Origin of the sequence: Brevundimonas intermedia (genome assembly GCF_027922165.1) — a bacterium.
Taxonomy (GTDB): domain Bacteria; phylum Pseudomonadota; class Alphaproteobacteria; order Caulobacterales; family Caulobacteraceae; genus Brevundimonas; species Brevundimonas intermedia.
This window is the reverse complement of record NZ_BSFD01000001.1, coordinates 440780-453044: the sequence shown is the minus strand read 5'-3', so window position 1 is coordinate 453044 and position 12265 is coordinate 440780. Positions and strand designations below refer to the sequence as shown.

Annotated in this window: 14 protein-coding genes; 5 read left to right on the top strand and 9 right to left on the bottom strand. The window is 67.9% G+C overall.

Translation table 11 applies throughout. The features are described 5' to 3' along the window. Positions 1-8 precede the first annotated feature (8 nt). From PKE72_RS02160 to PKE72_RS02130, 7 genes are all read right to left on the bottom strand, one after another. A complete protein-coding gene (locus PKE72_RS02160; protein WP_271163825.1) occupies positions 9-842 on the bottom strand; it encodes a hypothetical protein in 834 nt (277 codons plus the stop codon). A gap of 71 nt (positions 843-913) precedes the next feature. Continuing rightward, positions 914-1174: a hypothetical protein gene (locus tag PKE72_RS02155; protein WP_271163824.1), complete on the bottom strand. Its 261-nt coding sequence runs from the start codon at positions 1172-1174 to the stop codon at positions 914-916. Continuing rightward, the gene (locus tag PKE72_RS02150) at positions 1171-2166 is read right to left on the bottom strand and encodes a PLP-dependent aminotransferase family protein (RefSeq protein WP_271163823.1); all 996 of its coding nucleotides are present in this window, start codon (positions 2164-2166) and stop codon (positions 1171-1173) included. Before PKE72_RS02150 ends, PKE72_RS02155 begins: the two co-directional genes overlap by 4 nt. Positions 2167-2273: 107 nt before the next feature. Further along, positions 2274-3473 (bottom strand): isoaspartyl peptidase/L-asparaginase family protein, encoded by a 1200-nt coding sequence (locus tag PKE72_RS02145; protein ID WP_271163822.1) that lies wholly within the window; start codon positions 3471-3473, stop codon positions 2274-2276. 333 nt (positions 3474-3806) lie between these two features. Continuing rightward, positions 3807-3983 (bottom strand): hypothetical protein, encoded by a 177-nt coding sequence (locus PKE72_RS02140; protein ID WP_271163821.1) that lies wholly within the window; start codon positions 3981-3983, stop codon positions 3807-3809. A gap of 6 nt (positions 3984-3989) precedes the next feature. Beyond that, a complete protein-coding gene (hppD, locus tag PKE72_RS02135) occupies positions 3990-5087 on the bottom strand; it encodes a 4-hydroxyphenylpyruvate dioxygenase (protein ID WP_271163820.1) in 1098 nt (365 codons plus the stop codon). 118 nt (positions 5088-5205) lie between these two features. Further along, the gene (locus tag PKE72_RS02130; RefSeq protein WP_271163819.1) at positions 5206-6330 is read right to left on the bottom strand and encodes a DUF5694 domain-containing protein; all 1125 of its coding nucleotides are present in this window, start codon (positions 6328-6330) and stop codon (positions 5206-5208) included. A gap of 176 nt (positions 6331-6506) precedes the next feature. On the opposite strand from PKE72_RS02130, the gene PKE72_RS02125 reads away from it, so the two are divergent. Then, positions 6507-7031, top strand: a complete 525-nt coding sequence (locus PKE72_RS02125) for a hypothetical protein (RefSeq protein WP_271163818.1) — start codon at positions 6507-6509, stop codon at positions 7029-7031. A 3-nt stretch (positions 7032-7034) separates the two neighbouring features. On the opposite strand, the gene PKE72_RS02120 is transcribed toward PKE72_RS02125, so the two are convergent. Further along, entirely contained in the window at positions 7035-7670 is a 636-nt protein-coding gene (locus PKE72_RS02120) for an exopolysaccharide biosynthesis protein (protein ID WP_271163817.1), read from the bottom strand. Positions 7671-7781: 111 nt separating this feature from the next. On the opposite strand from PKE72_RS02120, the gene PKE72_RS02115 reads away from it, so the two are divergent. From PKE72_RS02115 to PKE72_RS02105, 3 genes are read left to right on the top strand one after another with little or no spacing between them, the layout of a single operon-like run. Continuing rightward, positions 7782-8357, top strand: a complete 576-nt coding sequence (locus PKE72_RS02115; RefSeq protein ID WP_271163816.1) for a YqaA family protein — start codon at positions 7782-7784, stop codon at positions 8355-8357. Positions 8358-8396: 39 nt separating this feature from the next. Continuing rightward, a complete protein-coding gene (locus PKE72_RS02110) occupies positions 8397-8939 on the top strand; it encodes a disulfide bond formation protein B (RefSeq protein ID WP_271163815.1) in 543 nt (180 codons plus the stop codon). 4 nt (positions 8940-8943) lie between these two features. After that, complete coding sequence (locus PKE72_RS02105) at positions 8944-9516, top strand: demethoxyubiquinone hydroxylase family protein (RefSeq protein WP_271163814.1); 573 nt, start codon at positions 8944-8946, stop codon at positions 9514-9516. A gap of 166 nt (positions 9517-9682) precedes the next feature. Here the strand turns inward: PKE72_RS02105 and PKE72_RS02100 are convergent, their stop codons facing one another. Beyond that, positions 9683-10885, bottom strand: a complete 1203-nt coding sequence (locus tag PKE72_RS02100; protein ID WP_271163813.1) for an acetyl-CoA C-acyltransferase — start codon at positions 10883-10885, stop codon at positions 9683-9685. 315 nt (positions 10886-11200) lie between these two features. Between PKE72_RS02100 and PKE72_RS02095 the strand changes: the two genes are divergently transcribed. Continuing rightward, positions 11201-12265, top strand: a 1065-nt coding sequence (locus tag PKE72_RS02095) for an outer membrane beta-barrel protein (protein WP_271163812.1), incomplete at its 3' end; no start/stop codon positions are given.

The following is a 12265-nucleotide window of genomic DNA, read 5'->3' as shown; positions in this document are numbered from 1 at the left end:
ACGCGCGGTCAGTGACGGGGCCCGACACTGTGTCCGGACGCGTGGCCGCCGCGCGGGGTCGACAGCTGGCGGTGGGCGGCGCGCAGTTCGTCGATCCGCTCCTTGCGACGGCACCAGTGGTCGTTGAACTGGGCCACGGCTTCGCGCAGGGCGGACAGCTGCTCGGCCTTGGTCATTTCGCGCTCGACCTCCTTCTCGACCGGGTTGGCGGGAGCGGGCGGCGGGACGGGCTTGGGCGGGTGCGGGGCGTAGGGGGGCTTGTCCAGCACGGCGGCGCCGGGGGCGTGGGCGGTGCCGGATCCATCGGGGGCGTGCTCCACCCGGTCGCCCTTGATGACCACATGGCTGTTGGAGACCACGGTCACACTGGCCGGGACGGCGGCGTGATGAGGGCCTGGACGGTCGGGCTTGGCCGTCGGGTCTTGCGACGGCGTCTCTTCCTTGGCCTTGACCGGCTCCTTGATCCGGCCCTTGAGGGCGTGATCGACAGCCTTCAGGGGCTTGGACGGCCCTTCGGCCAGGATCACGACGGCGCCCAGGCAGTCGTCGTAGGTGACGCGCAGGGCTTTGGCGGCGCCGACCAGGGCGTCGCTGTTAGCGGTCATGGCCGCCTGGCAGGCGCGGTCGATGGCGCGCCAGATCGATTCGGCGGCGTCGGGCTGGGTGGTCGTAGCCCCCTTGCCGGCCCGCCAGGCCAGGACCATCAGGCCGAGGACGAGCGCGGCCAGCAGCAGGAGCAGCAGCGGGTGAACGCCCAGAAACAGAGTGGAATCAACGGGCTCGAGGACGGCCGGATCGGCCGCCTGGAAGTCCTGCGGATAGTTGGAGACATTCACCGACATGCCGCACCCTGCCTGACCCGTTGTTCGCCGACCCATGATGCCGCAGCGGCGAAGCTGGGCCAAGTGAAAGGTTAACGATGTTCCGTGAGTAGGGCCTTGGCCTCGGCGCCGGCGCGGGCGGCGGGGTCGCGCACCTCGACCTCGACGATGACGCCGCCCTCGGGCTCGACCGCCCAAAGATAGCGACGTTCGACCTCGACCGTGCGGCCGGAGGGGGCGAAGCCCTCGAAGGTGTCGCCCCAGGGGGTGATCTTCTTCAGCTCAACGAAGGGCATGGCGCAGGCGGCGTCCAGTTCTTCCTCGGCCATCTTGGTCAGTTCGTCGTCGGTCATCGGTGCGACATAAGCCTACTGACGACTTTGACAAGCTGGCGCGCATCGGCCGGGCTTCCCGGCTTGGGCAGGTAGACGATCGAAGACAAAAGCCGGTGGGCCAGTTGGCTCGTATCCGCCGCCCCGATCACTCTCAGGGAGGTGGCGCCCCGCGTAGCGTCATAGCCCCGGCGCCGCAGGCCGGCGATCAATTGGTCCGGGTCGTCGTGCAAGACAGGAAGAACCCACCATCGTCCGGGCGCGTCTCCGCCGGGCGCGTTCAAGCATCTCGCGGCCCAGGCGACGGCTGCCTCGGCCGTCGGCGACGGCGTCCAGCACCGCAGGCGCCGCTCCAGCAGGGCGAGCAGGCGCGGCGGCGGCGCGCGCCGTATCCGCGCCCGCAGGTCCTCGCGCCCGGCGAATCCGCGCGCCAGTCCCCCGACCAGCGCGTCTGGATCGCGGCCCGCCGCCATGATCAAGGCGAACATCGCGCCGTACTGCGTGCGTCCGCTGAACAGCTTGAGCAGGGCGTATTTGGCCACGCGCCTAATGAACCAACCGTCGGACAGCGGCCGCAGCGCCAGAAGCCTCGCCTGGACGCGGCGCGCGAGATCGCGATCACGGAACAGGGCCACGGCCCCGCCCAGGGCGGTGGCCGTCTTGATGGGACCGAAACTGTAGAGGGCGACGTCTGCGCCGGGCGAAAGGCTCAAACGCCCGTCGAACGCCTGGGCGCAGTCCTCGACCAGCAGCCGGGTCGAACTCGCCAGTCGGCTGACGTCCGTGGGCCTGCGGCCGAACAGCCATGCGGCCACCAGCATGTCTGAAGGCGGAGGCGTCTCGGAGGGAACGAGGGTCTCAAGGTCCAGGTCGATTGGCGTGACCGCTGCGTGCGATCCCGCCAAGGACGCCATGTCCTCGATGGTCACGGCGCTCATGGCGACGACGCGGGGGCGGGTCTCTTCAAGCAGGGCGTCGAACAGCGTCCGGACCGACAGACCGACCACGACCACAGCGTCTCCGGGGGAGCACCGACGGATATTCTCCAGCGGGTCGCCCCGAGTCGGAGCCAGGGCGCTGGCGAGATCGCGCCAGCCGATGTCGAGCCTGAGCCGGGGCCTCAGGGCGCGATGTCCTCGTCGGCGTAGATGGCGATGCGGGAGGGCGTTCGGGAGGACGCCGCCCCCCGATACATGCCCGAGGTGTTCATGGCGAAGGCCGGGGTTCCGGTCAGGCCCATGACGATGACGCCGCCGTCGCCGCCGATGGAGCCGACGTCGGCGATCTCGGCCTCGGCCGCCGCCTGGACGGTCGCGCCGTCGGCGGTGCGGCGGCAGATGTCGCGGGCGACAGTGGAGCGGATGAAATACTCGCCCGAGCCGGTGGCCGAGACGGCGCAGCCGTCGGCGTTGGAGGCGTAGGTGCCGGCGCCGATGATCGGCACGTCGCCGACCCGGCCCCAGCGTTTGGCGGTCATGCCGCCGGTCGAGGTGGCGGCGGCGAGGCGGCCCTGGCTGTCCAGGGCCACGGCGCCGACGGTGCCGAACTTCTTCTCGTTCAGGGGTGGCGCGACGGCGGCGTGGGGGGCGGCTTGCGCTCCGGGCGCGGCGACGCCGGCGGGGCGGGCGGGCAGGGGCAGGCCGGCCTCCGTCAGGGCCTTGATCAGGCCCTGCCAGCGGCGTTCGGTGAAGAAGAAGGACGGATCGACCTGTTCCAGACCGGCCTGGGCGGCGAAGGCGTCGGCGCCGGGACCGATCAGCATGACGTGCGGCGACTGTTCCATCACGGCGCGGGCGGCGGCGACCGGGTGGCGGGTGGTGGTCAGGCCGGCGACGGCGCCGGCGGTCAGGTCCACGCCGTTCATGACGGCGGCGTCCAGCTCGTTGCGGCCGGCGGCGGTGAAGACGGCGCCGCGCCCGGCGTTGAACAGGGGGTCGTCCTCCATGACCTGGACGGCGGCCTGGACCGCGTCCAGGGCCGAGCCGTCGCGCGCCAGGACCGCCGATCCGGCGTCCAGCGCCCGTTGCAGGGCGGCGCGATAGGCCGCGTCCTGCTCCGGCGTCAGGCCGGCGCGCTCGATCACGCCCGCGCCGCCGTGGATGGCCAGGGACCAGCGGGGGGCGTCGGTCGGGGTTTGGGCGGTTGCGGGGGCGGCCGCCAGGGCGGTCAGGGCCGCGAGGGCGGCGAGGATGGCTCGCGGGGGAAATAGACGAATCGACTCCGAATTTTTTGAGTCTATTTTCGTCCATTCCTGGACTGCGCTGCGCCCGGGCGCAGGGCGACGGGGCGCCTGTGGTTCAGTCCGTGTCGTTCGCAGCATGGCCGGCTCCCCGCGTTGAGACCGTCATTCTAACCGCGTGTCGCGGCGTGTCAGGTCGATCGGCGTGAGAATCTGAAAAACGGCGGGTTTTCAGTGTCGAGGCGGACGAGATTGTGAAGGTTCACGCCTTTTCTTCGTCATCCTCGGGCTTGACCCGAGGATCAGGCGTTGGGCGGACTGTGCGTCGCCTCAGGCGCAATGCGGCGGAACGTCCGGTCCTCGGGTCAAGCCCGAGGATGACGGGAGAGGGGTAGGGGGGCTACCGGTCCTCTCCCGTGCGGCGGACAGGTGGGCCCTCGGGACAAGCCCGAGGGTGACGGCAAAGGGGGGGAATCACCCCCGATGGTGCAGCCGCTTCCAGAGGCGGTAGGCGACGATGGGGGCGAAACCGACGACGAGGGCGGCGATCAGGGAGACCCAGAACCCGCCGCCCAGCCACGCCCCGACGACCCCGGCGCCCACCCCGGCCAGAGGCGGCCCCAGATAGGGCAGCCAGGTCGGCGGCCGCATCCGCATTCAGGCGTCGACCTTGATGACGCCGCGACGGATCTGGTCCAGTTCGATGGAGTCGAACAGGGCCTGGAAATTGCCGTTGCCGAAGCCTTCGTTGCCCTTGCGCTGAATGATCTCGAAGAAGATCGGGCCGAAGGTGTCCTGGGTGAAGATCTGCAATAGCAGGCCGTCCTCGTCCGAACCGTCGATCAGGATGCGGTTCTTGCGCATCCGCTCCACGTCCTCGCCATGGTTGGGCAGGCGTTTGTCGATCAGTTCGAAATAGGTCTCGATCGTGTCCTGGAACTCGACGCCGCGCGCGCGCATGGCCTCGACCGTCTCGAAGATGTTCTCGGTGGTCAGGGCGATGTGCTGGATGCCTTCGCCGTTGTAGCGGCGCAGGAATTCCTCGATCTGGGAATTGTCGTCCTGGCTTTCGTTCAGCGGGATGCGGATGGCGCGGTCGGGCGCGATCATGGCTTGCGAGAACAGGCCGGTCGCCTTGCCCTTGATGTCGAAATATTTCTGCTCTTCGAAGTTGAACACCGAGCCGTAGAAGCCCGACCAGGTGCGCATCTGGCCGCGACGGACATTGTGGGTCAGGTGGTCGAGGATCTCGAGACCCATGGAGTTCTTGCGCTCGGCCTCTTCCCAGCCCTCGATCTCGTCCCAGGCGTCGTACAGCGAGCCGGCGTCGCCGTACTGGTCGATGACGTACAGCAGCGAACCGCCGATCCCTTGCAGGATATAGGGATAGTCGCCCAGGGCCCCGCCGTTCGCATCGGTTGCGGCCACAGCGCCGCGTTCAAGCGCGCCTTCATAGGCGGCCTTGGCGTCGGTGGTGCGGAAGGCCATGCCGTTGGCCGAGGGGCCGTGGTCGGCGGCGAAGGCCTGGGCCTGACCGTTCGGCGTGCGGTGAACCAGGAAGGAGATATCGCCCTGTTTGAGGCGCACAACGTCGGTCTTGGGGTTCACGTGGGTCTGGGTGAAACCCATCAGTTCAAGGCGCGCAATCATCGCCTTGGGTTCCGGGCCGGTGAATTCGACGAATTCGAATCCATCGACGCCGAGGGGATTTTCCAGGTCCAGGGCCTGGACCTCCGATTGGGTCATGTCGTTCATGCGCGTCTCCCGCATAGTCCTGTGGCGGTCTCGCCGCCGATTGGCGCGGAACCTAGTCGCGGATGACGACAGAGCCAAGGCGGTCCCACGGGGTCGTGATGCCGCCGCCCCCGCCGCTTCAGCGCAGCACCGTCTCCACGTCGACCAGCCGGACGTCATGCATCTGGTCCAGATAGGCCTCGTAGTAGCCCTTGTGCGACGCGCCGACGATGGTCAGCATCCGGGCTCCCGGATAGCGACCCAGGACGTCGCGCATATTGGCGACCATGCGCAGGTTGCGGGTTTCCCAGTAGCCGACGTAGTTGCGACCGAACGCCTGGGACGAGGGTTCGATTAGGGCTGCGCCGAAGTCGGAGCGGTAGGCCGCCTGTTGAGCCTCGGCGGAGTTGTAGGCGCGATAGACGTCGAGAATCCCGTCCGGTTGGGACAGGAGGCCGCCCAGGCGGACGCTGTCGGCCCGGCGAGCGTGGCTCGCGGGATTGTCCCAGGCTGTCATGATGGCGGTTTCGTACGCCTTTTTTTCCGCCGGATCGACCGGGTCGGGGGTGTCGGCAGAATGGTCGTCCACGCTCCACAGGCGCTCGAGGCCGAGGCGGGCCGCCAGGGGCGCTGAGATGAGGTAGGTCTCGTTGCGGCGGGTCTTCATCCGCTCGAGCATGGCGACGAGATCAGTGTTCAGGGTCGCGTCCGCCACCCGGTCCTCGGTCGCCAGGCGCAGCCACTGCACCAGGGCGGAACCCCGCTCGCCCGCCGCCATGAAGACAGCCGCGAGATGTCGGCGCTGCGCCGCCGTCGGCTGGGCGGGCCAGTCCGCCAGCAGCCGCTCGGCTTCCGTGTTCGCGGCGGGCACGTCCAACCCCGTCGCCTGGTTCGCCGGCGCGGGGTCCCAGCAGTAGGTCTTGATGGTGTCGGCGTAGCGCGACGGATAGCGGCGCAGGCTGTCGCACTGCAGGCCGGACAGATCCTCTGTCGCGATGGCGGTCGGTCGCCAAGCCGCCAGTCGATCCAGCAGGGGGGACAGCAGGGCCGGCTGGAAGCCTTCGTCCAGATTCGAAAGGTGCAATGTCCCCAGAACCAGCACCTCGTTCGGCGCTCCGGCAGGCGGGCCTTTCAGTTCGGAGGGATGGAAGGTGGCGCGATAGGCGGGCGGCGCGGCCTCCTGGGCCAGGGCCGGCGATCCTGTGGTCAGGGCCAGGAGCACGGACGACAGGGCCGGTGACAGGAATCGGAAAGAACGGATCATCGCGGCGCCTCTAGGCTGGAAGAAGGACATCGCCTTCATGGCGACGCTTGATGCTTCATCCGATGAAACGACGTTCGATGCCCGTTAAACTTTGGACATTCGGGGCGTGGTTCAGCCCGCTGCGGGAATCGTGTTTTGTGGATCAACGCACCGGTGGATGCGGCGGGGGATTCGTGATGACCAAGGTGGAGGCCGGTGACGGTGTGGAGGATGGGCCCGTCCGGCTGTGGGCGCTGTGGCGGCGGTTGAAGGCGCTGTTTCCGGTCTGGAGCCTGATCCCGTCGAGCTTTTATACGCCCGGCGCCTGGGGCTATGCGGGGGTGGATTTCGTCAGTGGGTTCCGACAGAATCCCTCGACGCTGAAGACCTTCGATCTGTTGGACGGGATAGACGAGGCGAGTTTCGAGGCCCTGTACGCCCTGGCGAACCTGAACGCGCGTCGGCAGGATCAGATTTTACGATTCGTCATTGTCGGTTATCTGACGGTCCCCCTGTCGATCCTGGCCCTGGTGGCCGAGCTGGCGGGAGACAGTCTGTTGAGCTTCACGCGCGCCCATATGTGGGAGGTGATCAGTCTCCTCGTCGCCGTGGGCTTCGGGCCGATTATCTATATGATGAGCCAGTGGCGGTCGCGTCAGATCATCGGCGTGCTGGACCTGATCCGGATCGAGCGGGGACTGGCGTCGGATCGGTCGGACTAGCCGTCAGCCCGGCAGCAGCCGCGTCGCCCATTCGGCGCCCAGCAGCAGGCCGGTCGCCACCACGCCCAGCAGGGTCAGCCAGCCGGTCGTCACCGCCGCTCCGGCGAGAACGAACAGGCCGTCGCGCTGGATCAGGCCGACCGACAACAGGGCCAGGGCGATGGAGGGGATGGTGTTGGTCATCGGCAGGACGATGGTCAGGGTGGCCAGGATCATGAAGACCGCCGCCAGCTTCTCGCCCGGTCCGTCGGCGAAGCGACGCAGGCGAGGGCGCGACAGCCGGTCGATCCAGCCCAGTTTCGACTCGGCGAAATCGGCCATGGCCTTCAGCCACGCGCCCTTGGCGCGCAGGTTCAGGAACCAACGGGGCAGCCAAGGCTCCTCGCGCCCGACCAGCATCTGTGCGGCCAATAGAATGACGATGAAGCCCACGACCTGGGGCACGCCGTACAGGCCGGGGACCAGGCAGGGGATGGACAACAGCAGGATCAGCAGGCCGTAGGCCCGCTCGTCGAGGCGGTCGCGGATTTCGTCCAGGGTCAGGCCCGCCTCGCCCCCCTCGTCAGACAGGCGTCGCAGCAGGCGGGTGATGTTGTGGCTGACGTCGTCAGCCTGGCGGATCGGGCGGGGAGCGGTCATTTGACGCTCCTTTTAGACGGCGGCGGCCGCGGTCGCGAGCGTTGCTGTGTCGCAGCGAGTGACGAGGCGGCCGGGTCTTGCTACGGCTTCAAGTCTCCCGGGGGACTATCCATGCTTCGCAAGCTTTATGACGGCGTCTTCAATCTGGCGCGCCATCGCCATGCCACGCCCGCCCTGGCGGTGGTGTCCTTCGCCGAGAGTTCGTTCTTCCCCATACCGCCCGACGTGATGCTGGCGCCGATGATCCTGGCCAAGCCGGAGAAGGCCTATTTCTACGCCGGGGTCTGCACCCTGGCCTCGGTTCTGGGCGGGATGCTGGGGTACGCCATCGGTTATTTCCTGACCGACGTCGGTCTGGCGATCCTGCGACTGCTGGGCCATGCGGACGGGCTGGACCATTTTCGCGAATGGTTCTCCCAGTGGGGGCTGTGGGTCATATTGATCAAGGGCTTCACCCCCATCCCCTATAAGCTGGTGACGATCGCCTCGGGCCTGGCGGCCTTCAGCTTCCCGATCTTCATGGCGGCGTCGGTGGCGACGCGCGGCGGGCGGTTCTTCCTGGAGGCCTGGATCCTGAAGACCTGGGGGCCGGTCATGCTGGCCGAGGTCGAGAAGCGGCTGGCTTTGTGGTCCGGGATCGGGCTTGCGCTGCTGATTGCTCTGATCGTCGTGCTGAAGCTTCTGTAAGTCGACGGCGGGACTGGACCGGAGTAAGACCGTTTCACGATGAGAAAACTCTATCGCCTGCTCACCCGTTGGTGGACCGCCTTCGCCCTGGCCGCGTCCTTGGCCATGCTGGGTGCAGCCCATGCGTTTGAGCGGTTCGCGGGCCTGGCGCCCTGCAACCTGTGTCTGAAGCAGCGCGAGGTCTATTGGGGCGCGGTGGCCGTGGCGGTGGTGGCGACGTCCTGGACCATACTGAGCGGCAGCCGGCGCGGCACGCCGCGGATCGCCTCCTTCCTGCTGGCGGCGGTCTTCGCCACCGGCGCGGTGACCGCGATCTTCCACATGGGCGGCGAATACAAGTGGTGGAGCCTGCCGGCGACCTGCGTCAGCGGGGGGGCTATCGACCTGGAAAGCCTGACCGCCCTGGCGCTGGGGACGGGGCCGTCCCAGCGGGTGGCCATGTGCGATTCCGTGGCCTGGAGCTGGCTGGGCGTGTCGATGGCCGGCTGGAACGCTCTGATATCCCTGGCGTTGGCTGGCTTCAGTCTGCTGGCGGCCAAACGCCCCAAGGACGCCCGCGCCCCCCGGTTCGAAAAGGCCTGACGCCATGACCGACGCCGCATCCCATATTCCTCTGCCGCGCCCCGGAATGGGCGCGAGCAAGGCGCGGATGGACGAAATCCTGCGGGTCGATCACGCCGGCGAATATGCGGCGGTGCTGATCTATCGCGCCCAGAAGGCGGTGTTCGAAGGGCGCAAGGCCCATGGAGACATGGCGCGCGACCTCGGCGAGATGCAGGACCAGGAGGCGGTGCATCTGGCGCGGTTCGAACGGCTGCTGAACGAGCGCCGGGTGCGGCCGACGGCGATGACGCCGCTGTGGCGGATCGCGGCCTCGGCCCTGGGGGCCGGCACCGCCCTGATGGGCGAAAAGGCGGCGCACGCCTGCACCGAGGCGGTGGAGAGCGTGATCGAGAAACACTATGCCGACCAGATCGCCGAGATCGGCGACCGCGACCCGGCCCTGGCCGCCGAGCTGAAACAGTTCCGCGACGAGGAACTGGCCCACCATGACCACGCCATCGACCACGGCAGCCGCGAGGCGCCGGCCTATCGGCTGCTGAGCGGGGTGATCAAGGCCGGGTGCCGGGTGGCGATCAAGGTCAGCGAGAAGGTCTAGACCGTCTCCTCCCTGCGAAGCGGGGAGGGGGACCGCGCGAAGCGTGGTGGAGGGGCTCTTGAAGTCCCACGGGCGCCTGTGATGCGGTGAAGAACCCCTCCGTCACGGCGCGAAGGCGCGCCGCGCCACCTCCCCATCGCTTCACGACGGGGAGGAGACGAGAGCCTCAATAGATCTCGAACAATCCCGCCGCGCCCATGCCGCCGCCGATGCACATGGTGACGACGCCGTATTTGGCGCCGCGCCGCTTGCCCTCGATCAGGACGTGGCCGGTCATGCGGGCGCCGGACATGCCGTAGGGATGGCCGATGGAGATGGCGCCGCCCGAAACGTTCAACAGCTCGTCCGGAATGCCCAGGGTGTCGCGGCAGTGGAGGACCTGGACGGCGAAGGCCTCGTTCAGCTCCCAGATGCCGATGTCGTCGATCGTCAGGCCATGGCGTTTCAGCAGTTTGGGCACGGCGTAGACCGGGCCGATGCCCATCTCGTCCGGCTCCACTCCCGCCACCGCCATGCCGCGATAGGCGCCCAGCGGCTGGAGATTGCGCTTCACCGCCTCGCCGGCCTCCATGATCACGCAGGCCGAGGCGCCGTCGGACAGCTGGGACGCATTGCCGGCGGTGATATATTCGCCCTGCTGGATCTCTTCGCCGCTGCCGAAGACCGGCTTCAACGCCTTCAAGCCCTCAAGCGTGGTGTCGGGCCGGTTGCCCTCGTCCTTCGACAGGGTCACTGCCTTCGAGGCGGTCTCGCCGGTCGCCTTGTCCGTAACCAGCATGGTGGTGGTCATCGGCACGATCTCGGCGTCCAGCCGCCCCTCGGCCTGGGCCTGGGCCGTACGCTGCTGGGACTGAAGCGCGTATTCGTCCTGGCGGTCGCGGCTGATGCCATAGCGGCGGGCCACGACTTCGGCCGTCTCCAGCATCGACATATAGATGTGGGGCGCCAGCTTCAGCAGGGCCTCGTCCTTGCCCCGATACAGGTTCATGTGCTGGTTCTGGACCAGGGAGATGCTCTCCAGCCCGCCGCCGACCGCCATCTTCTGCTGGTCGAACACGACCTGTTTGGCCGCTGTGGCGATGCCCATCAGGCCAGAGGCGCACTGACGATCCAGGCTCATGCCCGGAACCGTCGAGGGCAGGCCGGCGGCCAGGGCGATCTGGCGGGCGACATTCGTGCCGGTAGAGCCCTGCTGCAGGGCCGCCCCCATGATCACGTCCTCGATCTCGGCCGGATCGACCCCGGCGCGCTGGACCGCGTGTCTCACCGCATGAGCGCCCAGTTGCTGGGCCTGGGTGTCGTTGAAAGCCCCGCGATAGGCCCGACCGATGGGGGTGCGGGCAGTGGAGACGATGACGGCTTCACGCATAAGACTCTCTTTCCTGGGGCTTTCGCCTTTAGGGGCTGCTTGAGCCCCGTTCCCTCTGACTGGTTGGGCCACTTGAAGCGTGGCTTGAGACGTTTCCTCGGTCTCGAAGTTAGGCGCCTCACGTGGGGGCAACGCAAGGGCGCGTGTCACAAGGAATGGTCGAGCTTGTGGATCCGCGTTCGCTCATTGTGTTGAAATGGCGCCACAGTCGCCACATTCGTCGAAGCCGGGCGGAACTAGGGCCAAGTGATGTCGTTTGGCTCGGGAACGTCGGGCAACAGCTCGGCTTCGGGCATTTTACAGATTGAGGAAGCTATGAAGCTCAAACTTCTCGCCTCCGTCGCCGTCGCAGGGCTGTTCGCAGCCGGCGCGGCCTCGGCGGAACCCAACGGCTGGTACGGCGCGATCGACGGCGGTTATCAGATCATCGACGAAGTCAACGCCGAGTCTTCGACGACCGGCGTGAACTGGAACTATGAAGTGAACGACGGCTGGGCGGCTTTCGCCCGTCTCGGCTATCGCTTCAACCCCAACTGGCGCGTTGAACTGGAAGGCGGCTACCGCTCGGGCGACATCGGCACCGTGCGCGCCGTGTCGGGCCCCGGCGGCGTCTGCAACGTCACCCCGGCGACCGGCGGCTGCTTCTCTCCGGAAGGCAGCATGGACTCCGCCACCCTGATGGCGAACGTCATCTATGACTTCGGCTATGAAGCCTGGGGCGTGCGTCCCTTCGTCGGCCTCGGCGCCGGCGTGAACCGGGTCGACACCAAGGTCACGGGGAATCTGCGCGACAACCGCGGCGCCACGTTCACCACTGACGAAGACTCGACCGAGTTCGCCGCTCAGGCGATCGCCGGTCTGGCCTGGGCCATCGGCGACCGCACCAACATCGACCTGACCTATCGCTACCTGACCGGCGACGTCTCGTTCGATTCGGCCACCGTCGGCGGCACCGCCTTCGGCGAATGGGACGGCGACTATGATCAGTCGCACACCGTGACCCTGGGTCTGCGCTACAGCTTCGGCGCTGACGAAGCGGCTCCGCCTCCTCCCCCGCCGCCCCCGCCTCCGCCCCCGCCGCCTCCTCCGCCCCCGCCGCCGCCCCCGCCGGTCGCTCAGGCCCCGGTCGCACGTCAGTTCGTGGTTTACTTCGACTGGGATCGTTCGGACCTGACGGCCGAAGCCCGCTCGGTCGTGACGCAAGCCGCCAACTACGCCAAGTCGGGTCGTCCGACCCGCGTCGTGATCGTCGGCTACACCGACACCTCCGGCTCGGCCGCCTATAACCTCGGCCTGTCGAACCGTCGTTCGCGCACCGTCGCGGACGCCCTGGTCGCTCAAGGCGTCAACGGCGGCGTCATCGCCCTGGACGGCAAGGGC

Bases quoted from the DNA above. Each gene is read 5' to 3' on its own strand.
- PKE72_RS02160 (WP_271163825.1), bottom strand. From the start codon at position 842: ATGTCGGTGAATGTCTCCAACTATCCGCAGGACTTCCAGGCGGCCGAT.
- PKE72_RS02155 (WP_271163824.1), bottom strand. From the start codon at position 1,174: ATGACCGACGACGAACTGACCAAGATGGCCGAGGAAGAACTGGACGCC.
- PKE72_RS02145 (WP_271163822.1), bottom strand. From the start codon at position 3,473: ATGCTGCGAACGACACGGACTGAACCACAGGCGCCCCGTCGCCCTGCG.
- PKE72_RS02140 (WP_271163821.1), bottom strand. From the start codon at position 3,983: ATGCGGCCGCCGACCTGGCTGCCCTATCTGGGGCCGCCTCTGGCCGGG.
- hppD (WP_271163820.1), bottom strand. From the start codon at position 5,087: ATGAACGACATGACCCAATCGGAGGTCCAGGCCCTGGACCTGGAAAAT.
- PKE72_RS02130 (WP_271163819.1), bottom strand. From the start codon at position 6,330: ATGATCCGTTCTTTCCGATTCCTGTCACCGGCCCTGTCGTCCGTGCTC.
- PKE72_RS02125 (WP_271163818.1), top strand. From the start codon at position 6,507: ATGACCAAGGTGGAGGCCGGTGACGGTGTGGAGGATGGGCCCGTCCGG.
- PKE72_RS02120 (WP_271163817.1), bottom strand. From the start codon at position 7,670: ATGACCGCTCCCCGCCCGATCCGCCAGGCTGACGACGTCAGCCACAAC.
- PKE72_RS02115 (WP_271163816.1), top strand. From the start codon at position 7,782: ATGCTTCGCAAGCTTTATGACGGCGTCTTCAATCTGGCGCGCCATCGC.
- PKE72_RS02110 (WP_271163815.1), top strand. From the start codon at position 8,397: ATGAGAAAACTCTATCGCCTGCTCACCCGTTGGTGGACCGCCTTCGCC.
- PKE72_RS02105 (WP_271163814.1), top strand. From the start codon at position 8,944: ATGACCGACGCCGCATCCCATATTCCTCTGCCGCGCCCCGGAATGGGC.
- PKE72_RS02100 (WP_271163813.1), bottom strand. From the start codon at position 10,885: ATGCGTGAAGCCGTCATCGTCTCCACTGCCCGCACCCCCATCGGTCGG.